This window comes from Arthrobacter sp. Y3224198 (genome assembly GCF_059090025.1).
Genome location: NZ_JBNHFG010000076.1, coordinates 1 through 256 on the forward strand (window position 1 = coordinate 1; position 256 = coordinate 256).

Consider the following 256-nt stretch of genomic DNA (forward strand, 5'->3'; position numbering starts at 1 on the left):
ACAGGGTGTTGTGATCATGCTGCTTGCGTCCACTATGTGGTTCCCGGACAACAACCCGCACGGGTTGTTCCCGCTGGAACTGTAACTGAATAACACTTACGTCTGTTTTGATGTTCGTGACCATTGTTTTCCCCACGCATGCCCAGGGGTTTTATAGGCCGGGTGTGTGGTGCGGGTGGAAGGGTTACGGCGGTCATAGCGTGGGGGAAACGCCCGGTCCCATTCCGAACCCGGAAGCTAAGACCCACAGCGCCGA

1 rRNA gene is annotated in these 256 nt (G+C 56.6%); it reads left to right on the forward strand.

The window, feature by feature from the left end:
• Positions 1-185: 185 nt before the first annotated feature.
• Positions 186-256, forward strand: a 5S ribosomal RNA gene (gene rrf, locus AC5RUF_RS16360); the annotation flags it as partial.